Source organism: Actinoplanes sp. NPDC026623 (assembly GCF_040638275.1).
Taxonomy (GTDB): Bacteria; Actinomycetota; Actinomycetes; order Mycobacteriales; family Micromonosporaceae; genus Actinoplanes.
In genome coordinates this window covers 1-14,212 of the sequence record NZ_JBEZXZ010000221.1, presented here as the reverse complement: position 1 = coordinate 14,212, position 14,212 = coordinate 1, and the positions used below count along the sequence as shown (strand labels likewise).

Annotated in this window: 12 protein-coding genes and 1 pseudogene; 6 read left to right on the top strand and 7 right to left on the bottom strand. The window is 69.9% G+C overall.

Going from position 1 to position 14,212, the window contains the following annotated elements; all coding sequences use genetic code 11:
- Window positions 1–39 precede the first annotated feature (39 nt).
- A complete protein-coding gene (locus AB0F10_RS38610) occupies window positions 40–432 on the bottom strand; it encodes a DUF4383 domain-containing protein (RefSeq protein ID WP_360637233.1) in 393 nt (130 codons plus the stop codon).
- Window positions 433–491: 59 nt separating this feature from the next.
- Window positions 492–1,826: a cytochrome P450 gene (locus AB0F10_RS38605; RefSeq protein ID WP_360637230.1), complete on the bottom strand. Its 1,335-nt coding sequence runs from the start codon at window positions 1,824–1,826 to the stop codon at window positions 492–494.
- 175 nt (window positions 1,827–2,001) lie between these two features.
- On the opposite strand from AB0F10_RS38605, the gene AB0F10_RS38600 reads away from it, so the two are divergent.
- Both AB0F10_RS38600 and AB0F10_RS38595 read left to right on the top strand, forming a co-directional pair.
- A complete protein-coding gene (locus tag AB0F10_RS38600; protein ID WP_360637226.1) occupies window positions 2,002–2,823 on the top strand; it encodes an MBL fold metallo-hydrolase in 822 nt (273 codons plus the stop codon).
- Complete coding sequence (locus tag AB0F10_RS38595; RefSeq protein ID WP_360637223.1) at window positions 2,820–4,352, top strand: FAD-dependent oxidoreductase; 1,533 nt, start codon at window positions 2,820–2,822, stop codon at window positions 4,350–4,352. The genes AB0F10_RS38600 and AB0F10_RS38595 overlap by 4 nt, the downstream gene beginning before the upstream one ends.
- 24 nt (window positions 4,353–4,376) lie before the next feature.
- Here the strand turns inward: AB0F10_RS38595 and AB0F10_RS38590 are convergent, their stop codons facing one another.
- The 5 genes and pseudogenes from AB0F10_RS38590 to AB0F10_RS38570 form a co-directional block, all read right to left on the bottom strand.
- Window positions 4,377–5,588: a PP2C family protein-serine/threonine phosphatase gene (locus AB0F10_RS38590; RefSeq protein WP_360637220.1), complete on the bottom strand. Its 1,212-nt coding sequence runs from the start codon at window positions 5,586–5,588 to the stop codon at window positions 4,377–4,379.
- Window positions 5,589–5,622: 34 nt separating this feature from the next.
- Entirely contained in the window at window positions 5,623–5,862 is a 240-nt protein-coding gene (locus tag AB0F10_RS38585; protein WP_360637217.1) for a hypothetical protein, read from the bottom strand.
- Window positions 5,863–6,163: 301 nt separating this feature from the next.
- Window positions 6,164–6,715 (bottom strand): hypothetical protein, encoded by a 552-nt coding sequence (locus AB0F10_RS38580; RefSeq protein ID WP_360637214.1) that lies wholly within the window; start codon window positions 6,713–6,715, stop codon window positions 6,164–6,166.
- A gap of 132 nt (window positions 6,716–6,847) precedes the next feature.
- Window positions 6,848–7,789, bottom strand: coding sequence for an alcohol dehydrogenase catalytic domain-containing protein (locus AB0F10_RS38575; protein ID WP_360637211.1), 942 nt, complete (start codon window positions 7,787–7,789; stop codon window positions 6,848–6,850).
- Between the two features lie 310 nt (window positions 7,790–8,099).
- Window positions 8,100–9,019: pseudogene (locus AB0F10_RS38570) on the bottom strand (manganese catalase family protein).
- A 189-nt stretch (window positions 9,020–9,208) separates the two neighbouring features.
- Here AB0F10_RS38570 and AB0F10_RS38565 point away from each other — a divergent pair.
- From AB0F10_RS38565 to AB0F10_RS38550, 4 genes are all read left to right on the top strand, one after another.
- Window positions 9,209–9,667 (top strand): CBS domain-containing protein, encoded by a 459-nt coding sequence (locus tag AB0F10_RS38565; RefSeq protein ID WP_360637208.1) that lies wholly within the window; start codon window positions 9,209–9,211, stop codon window positions 9,665–9,667.
- 576 nt (window positions 9,668–10,243) lie between these two features.
- Window positions 10,244–11,257: an NAD-dependent epimerase/dehydratase family protein gene (locus AB0F10_RS38560; RefSeq protein WP_360637205.1), complete on the top strand. Its 1,014-nt coding sequence runs from the start codon at window positions 10,244–10,246 to the stop codon at window positions 11,255–11,257.
- Between the two features lie 292 nt (window positions 11,258–11,549).
- Window positions 11,550–12,488 carry a glycoside hydrolase family 3 C-terminal domain-containing protein gene (locus tag AB0F10_RS38555; RefSeq protein ID WP_360637202.1) on the top strand — a complete coding sequence of 313 codons (939 nt, stop codon included), beginning with the start codon at window positions 11,550–11,552 and terminating at the stop codon, window positions 12,486–12,488.
- A gap of 164 nt (window positions 12,489–12,652) precedes the next feature.
- A complete protein-coding gene (locus AB0F10_RS38550) occupies window positions 12,653–14,056 on the top strand; it encodes an SGNH/GDSL hydrolase family protein (RefSeq protein WP_360637199.1) in 1,404 nt (467 codons plus the stop codon).
- Window positions 14,057–14,212 lie beyond the last annotated feature (156 nt).

Here is a 14,212-nt window from a genome sequence, read left to right as displayed (position 1 = left end):
GGGGGGGCCGCCCCGCCCCCGCCCCCCCCCGCCGGTGCGTCAGACCCGGTCCGCCGCGCGCCGCGTGGTGAGCAGGCCGAGGGCGATCATGCCGATTCCGAGCACGAGGTGCAGCCAGTCGTCGGCCGGGTTCAGCGGCACGAAGTTGGCCGCGGTCTCCTGGCCGACGACCAGGCCGTACAGCCACAACACCAGGTAGACCGCGCCGCCGCCGATCAGGTACAGCCGGGCGCGGTCCGCGGTGCGGGCCATCAGGATTCCGGCCAGACCGAAGAGCAGGTGCACGATGTTGTGCAGCACGGATACCTCGAAGACCCCTAGCAGCTTCGCGTCGGAGTGATGCCCGGCGAAGGTCATGGTGCTGTAGTCCGTCGTGACGCCCGGAATGAAGCCGAGTACGCCGACGAGCAGGAAGACGATCGCGACGGCCATGGCCGCCGTCTGTACGGGGCGACGCGCCGTTGCGACATCGCGTGACTGTGATCTGCTGGTCATGATTCCTTCACCTCCAGTGGGGACAGCCACGACTTCCCGCCAGAGCGAGCAGCAAACCTGTCAGGCGGTATCACGTCGTCGTCGTCCGCCGGACTGACCAGCCGCAGGACGAAGCGGCTGCGCGACAGCGCCGGGATGCGGCGCAGGGAGATCGTCAGATCCTGTTCGGGTACGTCGTAGTCGAGCCGCGCCATCCGGATCGCGAGGGTCGCCAGTAGAGCGACGGTGACGTCCTCGCCGGGGCAGCGATGGCCCGTCCGGGGGTCGCCGCCGCCCTGCGGCACCAGTTCGTCCGGGTCGGGCTCGCGGCCCAGGAAACGCTCCGGCTCGAAGTCGTACGGTCGCGGCCACAGGTCCGCGTCGTGATCCTGTCCATAGAGGTCCAGCAGAACCATCGATCCGGCCGGGATGTGCTCGCCCCGCCAGGTCAGATCCTTGACGGCCACGCCGCCGACGAACGGCGCGAACGGGTAGAAGCGGCGGAGCTCGTGGGCGAACGCCACCGCGTACGCCATGTCGCCGGACGCCAGTCGGGACCGGTGCCGCGGCCACCGATGCAGGGCGTGGCCCAGGTACGCGACGAACCAGGACACCGCCACCGTCGGCCGGATGATGTTGAGCATCTCCACGGCGGCGTGCTTCGGGTCGAGCGGTTCACCGTCGGCCTCGGTGTACCGCGCGACGACCCCCAGCGCCGAACCGGCCGGCGGCGTGACCGTACCCGCGCGAACCTTCCCGATCAGTGCGGACAGCCACCTCTCCCGGCGTCCACGGGCGCGGCGGGCACGCCAATGGCGTGGTCCGAGCGTGGCGAAACCGTCGACCATCGAGGTCAGGTCGGCCGCCACCTCGGGCACGTGTGCGTCATCGAGCGGGACTGCGGCCCAGTCGCAGACCCCGCGGGTGATGATCCGGGCGGCCTCGTCGAAGAGCACCACCTGCTCGCGGGCGGCCCAGGAGGGCACCGCCTCGTCCCATGCCTGCCCGACCCGCTCGACCAGGTCGCGGACCCGGCGCGGGTCCTTGAGCAGGGACAGGAACATCGCCTTGCGGTGGCGATGCCGGTCGCCGTCGAGTGTGTGGATCGCGCCGTGGCCGAAGAGGGTGCCCTGCACCGGCTCCGGGATGGCGGTCCGCCGCCGCACATGGGACTCGTCGTAGAAGAACGACACGGCGTCAGGGCCGCGCAGTCCGACCGTGCGCCGGCCGAGGAGCCGGGTGTGCACGGCCGTGGCGGGTCCGCGGCGCCGGCGCAGCGCCGGCAGCCAGGCGTACCCGCCCAGGCCAAGGCCGAGGGTGTCGTCGAGGTGCGTGCTGCGCTGATCGTCCATGGGTTTCGCATGCCCGCCGAGCCCGCCGACAAACGGAAGCCGGATTCGTCCGTGCCCATGGTCGCCGCGACCCGGTCGACGGAAGGACCGGCTCCGCGCCGGTCCGCCGCTCCGCGGTGAATAACGGGTCCGGAACGGGGTACCCGGGCCCGGAGACCGAATCCGGGGAGTCATGATGCAGAGCAGTGTCACCTTCGTCGGCAATGCCACCACCGTGCTCCGGCTGGGCTCCTTCACTCTGCTGACCGACCCGGCCTTCGGGCCGGCCGGCGGCCGGGTCCACCTCGGCTACGGCGCCTGGACGCGCCGGATCAAGGATCCGGCGATGCACGTCGTGGACCCGGCCGGGCTCGACGCCGTCCTGCTCTCACATCTGCACGCCGATCACTTCGATCGGGTCGCCCGAAACCGGCTGGATCCGACGCTGCCGATCATCACGACGCCGCAGGCGGAACGCCGACTGCGGCGGCGATTCGTCGCGGTGCGCGGGTTGCCGACCTGGGAGTGCTACGAGTGGGTCAAGCAGGGGCAGCGGTTGCGGGTCACGGCCGTTCCGGGGCGGCACGGTCCGGGCGTGGCCGATGCCCTCCTGCCCGATGTGATGGGTTCGGTCGTCGAGCTGGAGGCCGGCGGGCGGCGCGCCCTGCGGCTCTACATCACCGGCGACACGCTGTTCGGCCGCCATCTCGACGAGATACCGAGGCGGTTCGGCGAGATCGACGCGATGCTCATACATCTGGGCGGCACCCGGTTGCTGGGCATGCTCCTGACCATGGACGCCTCGCAAGGTGTTCAGCTCACCGACCTGATCCGGCCCGGTTTGACGGTCCCGGTGCACTTCGACGACTACCGGGTCTTCAAGTCGCCCCTGAGCGACTTCCTGATCCGGGCCGAACATCAGGGCCTGACCGGCATCCGGCCGATCGCGCGCGGCGACACCCTGGACCTGCCGCTGCGGATCAGCCGGTCGGATTCCGAGAAGACGGGTAACCCATGATCACAGGTACGGACGAGTCCTATTGGATGGAATCCACGCCGACGACCGCCTACCCGGCGTTGACCGGTGACGTGGACGTCGACGTGGTCGTGGTCGGTGGCGGTATCGCCGGACTGTCCACGGCGTGGGAGCTGACCGAGGCCGGACGGCGGGTCGCGCTGGTGGAGGCGGACCGGATCGCGGCGGGGGTCACGGGCTACACCACGGCGAAACTGTCGGCGCTGCACACCCTCGTCTACGCGAAGATTCGCACGTCCTTCGGCCCGGACGCGGCGCGGCTGTACGCCCAATCGCAGCAACAAGCGGTGGAACGGGTCGCCGCCGTGGCTTCGCGGCTGAACGTCGACTGCGACCTGGAACGGGTACCCGCGTTCACCTGGGCGGAGTCGCCCGACCGGCTGGACCGGATCCGCGCCGAGGCCGACGCCGCGGCCGAGGCGGGACTGGCCGCGTCGTTCGTCACCGAGACCGGCCTGCCTTTCCCTGTCGCCGGCGCCGTCCGAGTGGAGAACCAAGCCCAGTTCCACCCCCGCAAGTACCTCCTCGCGCTGGCGGCGGACCTGACAAGCCGCGGTGGCCAGATCTACGAGCGGACCCGGGCGACCGGATTGCACGAAGGTGAGCCGTGCACGGTGACCACCGAGGGCGGGCAGACCATCACCGCCCGGCAGGTGGTGCTCGCCACTCACTACCCGGTATTCGACCGGGCGCTGTTGTTCGCCCGTCTGGAACCACGTCGTGAACTGGTCGTCGCCGCCGCGATCCCCGCCGAGCGTGATCCGGGCGGGATCTATCTCACCCCAGAACAGAACACCCGGTCGGTGCGTACCGTCCCGTACCACGACGGGCAGCGTCTGCTCATCGTCACGGGTGAACACTTCACGCCCGGCGCCGGCGACGTCACCGAGCGCGAGGAACGCCTTGTCGCCTGGACCCTCGAGCGATTTCCCGGCACGCGGATCGCCTACCGCTGGGCCACCCAGGACAACACCACCACCGACCAGGTGCCGTTCATCGGGCGTTTCCACCCCGGCGCCGAAAACGTCTACGTCGCCACCGGATTCGGCGGTTGGGGCATGAGTACCGGCGTACTGACCGGTCAGCTCCTCGCCGCGTCCATCGCCGGCACGGAACCGGCCTGGGCCGACCTGTACGACCCCCGCCGACTCAACCCGGCGCGCGAGGCCGGTTCACTGCTGAAGCTGCAGGCCGGCGTCGTCGGCCATTTCGTGGGCGACCGGTTGCGGCCCTCATACGTGGACTCGGTCTACGACATCGAACCCGGCACGGGCGCCGTCGTCCGCGTCAGCGGGCGCCGGTGCGCGGTCTACCGCGACGACACCGGCACCATCCACGCCGTGTCGGCACGCTGCACCCACCTGGGCTGCATCGTGCACTTCAACGACGCGGAGACGGCTTGGGAGTGCCCGTGCCACGGCTCCAGGTTCGGCATCGACGGCACCGTCGTCCAAGGTCCGGCCAACCGTCCCCTGCCGCCGCAGGACGTCCCCGCGGGACCTCCGCCGTAGGGCGGGCGCGCCGGCTGGGACGGCTCACGGGATGGTCCGCCGGCTCGCCGACGCCGACCAGTCGGCGAGCACCAGGGTGGTGTCGTCGCGGGCGGGTCCGTCATAGAAGTTCGCGACGGCGCGTGCCAGCCTGCGGACGGTCTCGGGGGCGGGCAGGTCCTCCGCCGCGTGCCGCTCCGCCTGCTCGACCAACCGGTCCACGCCGAACATCTCACCGGCAGCGTCACGGGCCTCGATCACCCCGTCGGTATAGAACAGCAAACGGTCGCCGGGCTCCAGGGTCTCCTCACCGGGCTGGAACCGGGCGTCGTCCAGGCCGAGCGGAAGCCGCCGGCCGCCACGCAGCTCGGGTACGGCTTTGCCGCCGCGCAGGAGCACCGGGGGCGGATGGCCGGCGTTGACGTAGCGGAGCAGGCCGGTGTCCATGTTCAGCTCGGCCAGGATCGCCGTCACGAACCGGGCGTCGCTGAACTGTTCCAGTAGCGCGGCGTCGGCCGCCCGGGCCTGCCCGTACAGATCGAGTCCGGCGCGGCGGGCGGCGCGAATCGCCACCACGGCCACGGTGAACGCGAGTCCCGCACGCAGGCCCCGCCCGACCCCGTCGAAGATCGACATGCGGACCATCGGGCCGTCGAAAGCGTAGTCGAAACCATCGCCGCCGATGTCGTACCGAGGCTCCAGCACAGCGCTGAGCACCAGGCGCTCGCAGCTCACCGTCAGCGGCGGCAGGAGCTGTTCCAGCAGTTCCGCGCCGGCGGACATCGGCCGTTCCCGGCGAAGCAGGAACAGCAGATCGCCCTTGGGCTCGGTCACCGTGATCAGATGCCCCATCAGCCCGGCCACCGTCGCGCACCGCCGCCGCAGCGCCTCGTCCGCGACATCCACGGAGCCGGCGAAGTGGAACTCGATCACTCCGATCCGGTCCGTGCCGTTGACCATCGGCACCCAGAGGGCCGGATCCTCGTCGTCGGTCGCGGGCCTCATCCGTACCAGTCGGAAGACCTCCCCGGGCAGGGAGTCGTCGACTGTGAACGGCTCCACCGTCGGCACACCGTGCTGCGGGATCATACGAAGCGCCCGCTGTTCCGCGTCGGCGAGGAAGATCCGGGTTCGGCAGCCGAGCCTTCCCATCTCGGCATCGAGGACGGTCGCAAGCTCGTCCGGCTGGAACAGGTGCGAACGCTCCAGCACCTCGCTGATCACGTCGAGCCACATTCCCTCAGGTTTTCCTGTCATGCCCCGCACCCTTTGTCGATCATTGAATGGACGTTCAGCCGGCATTGAAGTTATCGCTGACGTCGCGTTGTAGGTGGCACATGCTCTCCTTGAGCAGGTCGCGGAGCCGGGATTCCTCCTCCGGAGGCCCGGTGACGGCGATTTCCGCGTGGACCACGCTGCCACCGGCCGGCGCGTCGTCGACCCGGATCGAACCGTCCCGGCCGGAACCGTCCATCGGGTGCCACCGCAGCTGCAGGCGATCGGTGCTGACCTGCACCTGGAACTCGTACACCTGCGAACCTTCGCGTACCCGTATCCGATCCGGATCACCTGTTTCGGCATCGAATCCCCGAGGGAGCCACCGGTAGGTCCGGTGAGGATCGGTCAGCACTCCGAAGACCACCTCCGGGGGTGCCGTGAAGTGGTAGGTCTCGTCAATCTGCCTCTTTCCGGCCTGCGCCGCTGAGCTGTCACCCGAGTCGGACATCGCACTCTCCCGTCGTTACGCAATCTGCGTTCACGGATTGATCAGGACCTGGACCGCGGGCCCCCGCCGGCCCGCCGCGATGGCCCGCGCGGGCCATCGCGGGCGGTCATCGCACGTCGCCCATGAGTCGCTGCAGGGGGCGGCTGATCAGCCACAGGAGTACGCCGATCGCGATCGCGATGATGCCGAGGACGCCGAAGTAGGCGACCTCCTGGTCGGCGCTGTAGTAGCGGGCCAGCGTGCCCGACATGGCGGGGCCGAGGGCGACGGAGAGGAGGAAGAGCGCGACCATCTGGGTGCGGAAGGCTGCCGGGGCCAGCTTCGTCGACAGCGACAGCCCGACCGGTGACAGTAGGAGTTCGACGATGGTGAAGACGAGGATGATGCCGGCGAGGCCGGGCAGCGGGACGCTGTTGGCGCCGGTGCCCGCGAACGGCAGGAACAGCAGGAATGCGACACCCATGATGATGGTTCCGGCGGCGAACTTGACCGGTGTCGACGGCTGGCGGTCGCCGAGGCGCATCCACAGCGCGGCGAAGAGCCCGGACAGCTGCATGCCGTAGAAGGAGAACCGCTCACACAGTTCGACCCCGAACAGGTTGGCGAGCACGCGCGGCTGCCCGAAGAAGGTCGGCTCCCGCGTCCGCGTCGTGGTCATCATTGATGCCGATTACCCCTGCTGCGCGCCGCGGAATCCTGACCTGTCGGTAGAAGGTGTTTAACCCGAAACCCTGGGCCCCGGCGCGAAAACGCCGGGGCCCTCGTCATGCGCAGAGATGCGTAGCGGTTGTCAGCTTTCGCCCGGGCCGCGCTGGACGAGGCAGAACTCGTTGCCCTCGGGGTCGCGCAGGACCCGCAGCGACTCGTCGCCGCCATCGAGGCCTTCGGCGATGGGCGCGTCGTCCAGAGGCAGCACGTGGGTGGCCAGATACTCGGTGACGAGTTCGCCGCGGGCCATCCGGTCGAGCAGCATCGGGATGTAGCGCTGGCCGTGCATCTGCGCGCCCCGGACGGTCAGGGCCTTGTTTAGGATCTCGGCGCCGGCGTGCTTCTCGGCCTGGTGCAGCCGGTTGTCGTAGCGGTCGATGACGACGACCCGGTCGGCGCCCAGCAGTACGGCCGCCCGGGCAGCCATCTGCCCGACAGCGCCGGCGCCCCAGACAGCCACAACGTCACCCGGTTTGACGCCGCCGAGGTCCGCGCCCATCCAGCCGGTCGACGCGGAATCGGAGGCGAACAACGCGCGCTCGTCCGTGACGGTGTCCGGCACGGTGAACGCACCGACGTCTGCGAACGGAACTCGCACGTATTCGGCGTGACTTCCCGGGTTGCCACCCATCGCGTGCGAGTAGCCGAAGCAGCCGCCGGGTGCGTGGCCCCACAGCGTCTCGGTGATCGCGGGATTGGTGTTTCCGTTGTCGCACAAGGAATAGAGCTGCTGCTCACAGAACCAGCACCTGCCGCAGGCGATGAACGACGACACCACCACCCGGTCGCCGACCCGGTGCCGCCGGACGTCCGAACCCACCTCGATCACCTCACCGACGAACTCGGGGCCGAGCACGTCGCCCCTCTCCATGAAGGGGATGTAGCCGCCCAGCAGGTGCAGATCGGAGCCGCAGGTCACCGTCCGGTTGACCTTCACGATGACGTCGCCGGCGTTGCGGATCTCCGGGTCCGGGACCTGACCGACCGCGAGCTTGTTCACGCCCTGCCACTGCAATGCCTTCACAACATGCCCTCCTCGCGTCCGTGCCGGGTGGTGGTCCGCAGGGCCCGGTTGAGTATCGTGGGCGTCGTCGTCGGTCTGCCCGGTCGTAGGACGTACCCCAACCTCCAGCAGCGACCGGCTGATCCGCAGGGCACGGCGGAGGTCGGCATCGCTGACAGCCCCATGCGTCACCCGCGCGTGGATCTCGGTGCCCCGGCCGCCGGGGGCCGGCCGGAGTTTCACCTCGACCGCCTCGGCTGTTCCCAGCACGGCCACCACTGTCTTGCCTTTCATTGCTTCTCCTCAACCGGATCGGGCCGGAACAGCCGGCTCAGTCGAGCGCACCCTTGATCTTGTTGACGACGTTCGACACGCCCTGCACGTGGGCGCCGGCTCCGGTACCGGGCTTTCCCTTGCCCATGGCGCCCGCGTAGCTGACGAACAGCTTCGGGTCGGGGGCCGGGCCGAGTGGCTTGTCGTCGGTCAGCGGCTGCGCATCGGGCACGTACACGATCTCGTTCGTCCCGGCCAGGGTCGGACCGTGTGCCCAACGGCCCTCCCCGGCGGTGCTCGCCGGGTCGAAGCTGTAGAAGGTGTGGTTGGCGTCCTGGTTCTCGTCCTGGGCGTTGGAGTCCTCGATGCCGTTCTCGGTGAAGCCGTCATCGATGAGCTGCTCGATGCCGAGCAGCCACTGCTGCTGGTGCCAGGTGTCACGTGCGAGGTTGAACTGCAGCATGTCCTTGACCCCGCGGTCGTCGGTCATGTTGTATACGCGACTCGTCATCAGCCGGCTCTGCGCCTCGGCGGCCACATTAGACCGGAAGCCAGACAGTAGATTGCCGCTGGCGACGATGTAGCCGGTGTTCCAGGGCACCCCGGCCGCGTCCCTCGGCAGGGCGCCGCCACCGGTGACGATCGCGTGCTGCGGGTTCATCCCGCCGATAACGGCGGCCAGGAGGGGATGGGCGGCGGCCGCCTTCTCGGTCGCCTCGCCCGGTGCACCCTCCACAGTCGGGCCAGCATGGTCGTGAGCATCTCGACGTGACCGATCTCCTCGGTCGCGATGTCCATGATCATGTCCTTGTACTTGGCTGGGACCCGGCAAGACCAGCCCTGCCAGAGGTACTGCAGCATCATCACGGTCATCTCGCCGAACTGCCCGCCGACGAGCTCCTGCATCTTCGCTGCGAGCAGGGCGCCCGGCTTCTCCGGCTTGGCCTGGAACTGCAAATAGTCCACGTGCTTGAACATCGATGCCTCCATGTGTTCGTAACGGCGCGTCGTTGGACTACCCGGGCAGATGGCCCACGCTCCGTCGCCCGCTGCGCGGGCGGACCGCGCACCGCCGGTCGGCGGCGTTCACCCCATCCCGCGGGTGTGGGAAGGCAAAAGCGGGGAATACGGGTAAATCTTCACGCGACCGAAGGAGGGGAGTCCCCGATGAGGTGTTTCGTTCGTGATGTCATGTCCACGGCGCTGCTGTGCCTGCCCGACGGCACCCCGGTGACCGAGGCTGCCGACGTCATGCGCCGGACGGGTGTGCGCTCGACCGTGGTCATCGGACCCGGCCGACCGGCCGGCATCCTGACCTATCCCGAGGCCCTGCGACGGGTAAGCGCGGCCGACGGCCATCCACCGACGCTGCGCGAGATCGTCCCCGACGGATCGATGGCGGTGCATCCGGACGACCTGATCCTGACGGCGTTCGAGATGATGCGCAGCCACGGTCTGGACCGGTTGCCGGTCTGCCGAGGTGGCGTGCCGGTCGGGATCGTGACCCTGCACCAGGTGAAGTTGTCCTCCGCCGTCCGGGTTGTGTCCCCCTGGCGGATTCACCTCCGCAGGAGGGTGCCCGGACGGGATGTCGACCACCGGGTGACCGACGCACGGGTGCGGTGATCGGCGGCTGGAAACATTGTTTACTTGAGGATCTACCGGGAAGTCACCGAACATGAAACTTCATCCCGCTCGCGGGCGGGTGTAGGCGGCCCTGATCGACGCGGTCAGCGGGGAGGGCACCGCGCTTCCCGTCGCCCCGGTCTTCGACGATGACGACGATCTTCATCTGACTCTGTTCGTCTGTCATGAGCTGGCTTACCGCGGCACCGGCGGCGTGCGGGTCAGCCACAGCGACCTGCTCGACGGGGTCGGCGGTCGCTTCGATCTGATCATTTCGAATCCCCCATTCATGATCGACCCCGCCGGATGCGACGACGGTCCTCTGGTACGCCAGGCCGTCGGCCGCCTACCCACCGTCGAGGTCCGGGTCGCCGGCGTCTGCCCGGCGCGGACCGCCAGCGCCGGGTCTTCGAGCGCACCGGCGACATGCGTACCGTGCTGTCCGAGGTAGCCGCCTGGACCACGCGGGGCCGAGGCCCGGACCCCGTGGTGACACCCTCGACCTGCCGCCGCTGATCGGCCGAGAAACCGTGTAGACCCGGCGACCGGGGGAATGCGTGAGGTGTGCGGGTGGTGGTGACGGGCGCTAGTGGCAACATCGGGACCGCGCTGTTGCGGTGGCTCGCCGTGCGGCCCGAGGTCGATGAGGCCATCGGCATCGCGCGCAGGGCGCCGCCGGCGGATGCGGGGCAGCCCTACGACCGGGTCGGGTGGCGAGAGATCGATGTGGCGTGTCCCGGTGCGGACGGTGAACTGGCCGAGGCGTTCGGCGGAGCTGACGCGGTCGTACATCTCGCCTGGCACATCGTGGGCGACCACGACCGGCGCACGCAGCGGCGCATCAACCGGGCCGGCTCCGGGCACGTCCTGGCCGCCGCCCTACGAACCCGGGTACCGCAACTGGTGCACCTGTCCTCCGCCGCCGTCTACTCTCCGCGTACCACGGACGCGGCGGTGTCCGAGGAATGGCAACGCCGCGGCATTCCCGGATCCGCATACAGCCGGGACAAGGTCGCGGTAGAGGACCTGCTCGACCGCGCCGAGGCCGAACACCCGGGCCTGCGCGTGGTGCGGATCAGGCCACCTGCGGTCCTGCAGCCCGCCGCGGCCGGTGAGCTGGTCCGTATGGCCTTGGGAAGGTCGGCACCGCTTGCCCGCGTCGTGCGGGGCAGGGCGCTGGTGCTGCCGTTGCCGCCGCAAGCCGTGACCCAGGTGGTCGCCGCCGAGGATGTCGCCGATCTGGTGGGCCGGGCGGTTCTCGCCCGCGCCACGGGAGGGTTCAACGTGGCCGACGAGCCGGTGCTGACCGCGGAGATGCTGGCGAGGCTCCTCGGCGGACGACATCTGCCGGTGTCCCGTCGGGCCCTTCGGCGGCTGGTCGGCGCGACCTGGCGGATGCGGCTCCAACCGCTGGACTCCTCCTGGGTCGATCTGCTGGTCGACAGTCCGCTGCTGGATTGCACCCGGGCCCGTACCGAACTGGGCTGGCATCCTCGCCACGACGCACGACTCACCGTTGTGGCGACACGCCGGGCCGTCGCCGACGGCGTCGGCACCGCCAGTCCGCGCCTGCGCCCGTTGGGAGGGTAGATCGAGCCGGCTGCGCGACGACGGTGGGCTGACCGCCACCGTGACCGGCGCCGATCCGGCCGCCGGAGGTGCGTGCCGATGCCGCCGCAGGTCCCGTGCACCCCTACGATCCAGTACACCGACGCGCCGTCGGCCATCGCCGGGGCCGGTCCGGGCGTCACCGTATACCCGCCGAACGTGTCGCTGTCGTCGTCCTGGGACACCTCGCTCGCGTACGACAAGGGCGTCGCGATGGGCCACGAGCCGGCCGGACAGCTCACTGGACGGCAACGGCGACGCCCTGATCAGCGCGGTGGCAGCAGCCAACCCCGCCACGGTGGTCGTGTTACAGACCGGGGGCCCGGTCGTCATGCCGTGGATCGACTCGGTCCGGGCGGTCCTGGAGGCCTGGTACGCCGGGGAGCAGGTCGGCCCGGCCGTCGCGGCATTGCTGTGGGGCGACACCGCGGCGAGCGGCAAGCTCGCACACACCTTCCCCCGCTCCGAGGCCGAACTGCCGACGGCCGGCGACCCGGAGCGGTACCCCGGCACGTTCGCCGACGGGTCGGTCGTCCGACCGCCCGGCAGCGACGAGCCGCGCCACGTCGAATACAAGGAGGGGCTGCAGGTCGGCTACCGGTGGTATGCGGCGCAGGACATCGAGCCGCTGGTCCCGTTCGGTCACGGCCTCACCTACACCACCTTCCGGTACGACCGGCCGCAGGTCACCCCGTCGGTCACGACGGGCGGCAGAGACCTGCGGATCCGTTTCCGGCTGACCAACACCGGAAAGCGGACCGGCACGGAGACGGCGCAGGCGTACGTCGAGCTGCCCGCTCGGCCGGTGAGCCGTCCAAGCGGCTGCTCGCCTGGCGGAACGTCACGCTGGCCCCCGGGCATGCGCGGACCGTCGACATGGTCGTTCCCACGGCCGACCTCGCCGACCTGCACCTGTGCAGTACTGGAACGCCCGGACCGGCCGATGGACCACCGCCGAAGGCACGTACCGGATCAGCGTCGGCGGATCCTTCGACGCCTCGCTGAACGACCGGTTCAGCATCCGCTGACGATCCGTGCGTGGAGGCGCCGCGGGAGGGAGTATGCCGGGAAGCCGACGCAGATCACGTCGCGGCCCGTGTTTCCCCGCGCCGCTCAGGCGGCACGAACCGGTGAGTCCGCCGAAGCAGGTGGTTGTTTCGCCGGGCGGAAAGACGGGTCGATGACGTTGATCGGCGTTTGGCTCATGTGGTAACGATGGTGATCGATGGCTAGTCGAATCATCGCCTGACGAGGCCCGACAAACATCCGCACCGGCACCCGGGTACGGGCCCGGCCGAGCGCGCGTGCGCCGCGCCGCGACCAACGCACCTCGGCGTGCATGCGCAGCCGCAAACTCCACGTTCGCAAAGGAGCGACATGCGAGTCACACGTCCGAGCCGAGCCGCCATCGCGGCCTTCGCGTTGGTGCTTCTCACGCCCGCGGTCGCCGTGGCGCAGGAACCCGTCGCGGCCGCGACCGGATCATCGCACGCCTGGGCCGACGGGTGGACCGGGTCCGCTCAAGGCGTCTATCCGGTCGGATACTCGGTCGGTCAGCCCGGCCCGGTCGGGCCGGCCGGCCCCGGCAACACGGCACCGCTGCTGACCGCCGCCTTCCCGGACGGCCAGGCGCACAACCAGACGCTACGCATGATCGTGCAGCCCAGCGTCGCGGGCACGAGCTGGCGCGTGCGGTTGACCAACGAGTTCGGCACCCGGCCGGTGACCTTCGGCCGGGCCTACGTTGGCCTGCAGCGCACCGGCGGAAACGTCGCGCCGGGCACCAATCGTGTGCTCAGCTTCGCCGGCCGGCGGGCGGTCACCGTCCCGGCCGGCCGGACCACCCTGAGCGACCCGGTGTCCGTCAAGGTCACCGACGCGCAGTCGCAGCGCCTCGCGGTGAGCCTGTTCGTCGCCGGTGACAGCGGGCCGATGACCTGGCACGCGGCCGCGTTCACCACGTCGTACCTGTCCGCCCCGAACGCCGGCGACCGCACCGCGGACGTCGCCGACACGGCATTCCCGCACTCCACCACGTCGTGGTTCTTCGTCTCCGCGGTCGAGGTTCAGCAACGTGACGCCGCCACGGTCGTGGCCTTCGGCGATTCCATCACCGACGGCTTCTTCTCCACGCTGAACGGCCGGGACCGGTGGCCCGACGTCCTGCAGCGCCGGCTGGACGAGCGCCGGGCGGGCAAACGCGCCGTCTCCGTCGTCACGGAGGCGATCGGCGGCAACATGGTCACCCGGATCGGGCGCCCTGCCGGCGGCTGCACGCCCTGCGACGGTCCGCCCGCCCTCGACCGGCTGGACCGCGATGTCCTGAACCGGCCCGGCGTGCGGGTCGTCATCATGCTGGAGGGCATCAACGACCTGGGTGGCGGTGGCGGCACCGCGGAACAGGTGATTGCCGGCTACCAGGAGATCATCCGCCGGGTGCACGCACGCGGCATCAAGATCATTGGCGCCACGCTGACGCCGTCCGCGGGCACCGAGTTCGGCCTGTACGGCACGCCCGAGACCGATGCCGAGCGCCGCGCGATCATCAACTTCATCCGCACCAGCGGGGAGTTCGACGGGGTGGCCGACTTCTCCGCGGTGACGGAGGACCCGGCCAATCCGGGGCACCTGCTGCCGGCGTACGACACCAACAGCAGCGTCGGTGGCCCGGGTGACCACCTGCACCCCAACCGCGCCGGATTCCTGGCGATGGGCGGGGCCGTGGACGTGTCGCAGGTGCTGCGCTTCGCGCTGTACCCGGCCGCTAAGCGTGCCGCCTGAACGACCACGGGCAGGAGGAGACGGCCGCCGGGATTCCGGCGGGCGGGGACGGGGTTTTTGTGAGGGGGGGGGGGGGGCAACCGCCCCCCCCCCCACGCCCCCCACCACACAGCCAAAAACAAAAAAAAAACAAAACAAACAAAAAAAAAAAAAAAA

Excerpts from the sequence above, each read along its gene's own strand:
- AB0F10_RS38610 (WP_360637233.1), bottom strand. The coding sequence starts at position 432 with ATGGCCGTCGCGATCGTCTTCCTGCTCGTCGGCGTACTCGGCTTCATT.
- AB0F10_RS38595 (WP_360637223.1), top strand. The coding sequence starts at position 2,820 with ATGATCACAGGTACGGACGAGTCCTATTGGATGGAATCCACGCCGACG.
- AB0F10_RS38580 (WP_360637214.1), bottom strand. The coding sequence starts at position 6,715 with ATGACCACGACGCGGACGCGGGAGCCGACCTTCTTCGGGCAGCCGCGC.
- AB0F10_RS38600 (WP_360637226.1), top strand. The coding sequence starts at position 2,002 with ATGCAGAGCAGTGTCACCTTCGTCGGCAATGCCACCACCGTGCTCCGG.
- AB0F10_RS38565 (WP_360637208.1), top strand. The coding sequence starts at position 9,209 with ATGAGGTGTTTCGTTCGTGATGTCATGTCCACGGCGCTGCTGTGCCTG.
- AB0F10_RS38605 (WP_360637230.1), bottom strand. The coding sequence starts at position 1,826 with ATGGACGATCAGCGCAGCACGCACCTCGACGACACCCTCGGCCTTGGC.
- AB0F10_RS38590 (WP_360637220.1), bottom strand. The coding sequence starts at position 5,588 with ATGACAGGAAAACCTGAGGGAATGTGGCTCGACGTGATCAGCGAGGTG.
- AB0F10_RS38550 (WP_360637199.1), top strand. The coding sequence starts at position 12,653 with ATGCGAGTCACACGTCCGAGCCGAGCCGCCATCGCGGCCTTCGCGTTG.